This is a genomic window from Bacillus cereus group sp. N12 (assembly GCF_016483575.1).
Taxonomy (GTDB): domain Bacteria; phylum Bacillota; class Bacilli; order Bacillales; family Bacillaceae_G; genus Bacillus_A; species Bacillus_A toyonensis.
The window spans coordinates 1-472 of record NZ_JAEHBO010000199.1; the positions used below are offsets into that span (position 1 = coordinate 1).

Genomic DNA, 472 nt, shown 5'->3' on the forward strand with positions numbered 1-472 from the left:
AAACAAAAGGAAATGTATACGTAAGTGTACAAGGTAAAGGTGAGTTAGAAAGTACGCGTACAGTGAAAGCATATGATGCAGAAATCACAGTAACGCCAGCGGCGTCAGTAATTAAAACAGCGAACAACGCAACAGGAGAAGAAGATACAATCACAGTGAGTAAGTTAGAAGCCGGTGATGTAGTCAAAGTATATGACGCAGCAACAGAAGGAAAAGAAATCGGAACAGCAACAGTAAAAGCGGATGAAGCAGAAGCTGTAATTACGAAAAAAGATTTATTCGTAGCAACAGGTGGCACAGTGTACGTAACAGTGACAAAAACAAATAAAGAAGAAAGTGCTCGTGTGGCAGTGAAATATGCAACTGAAACAGTAACAAAAGCGCCAGTGGCGGGAGCAATCACAGTAGTGAATAATAAAACTGGTGTGAAAGATGTAGTGACAGTGACAGGAGTTAAAACAGGCGACGTAGT

General features: G+C 40.9%; 1 pseudogene. It reads left to right on the forward strand.

Going from position 1 to position 472, the window contains the following annotated elements:
* Positions 1 to 472: pseudogene (locus JDS92_RS30710) on the forward strand (hypothetical protein); the annotation flags it as partial.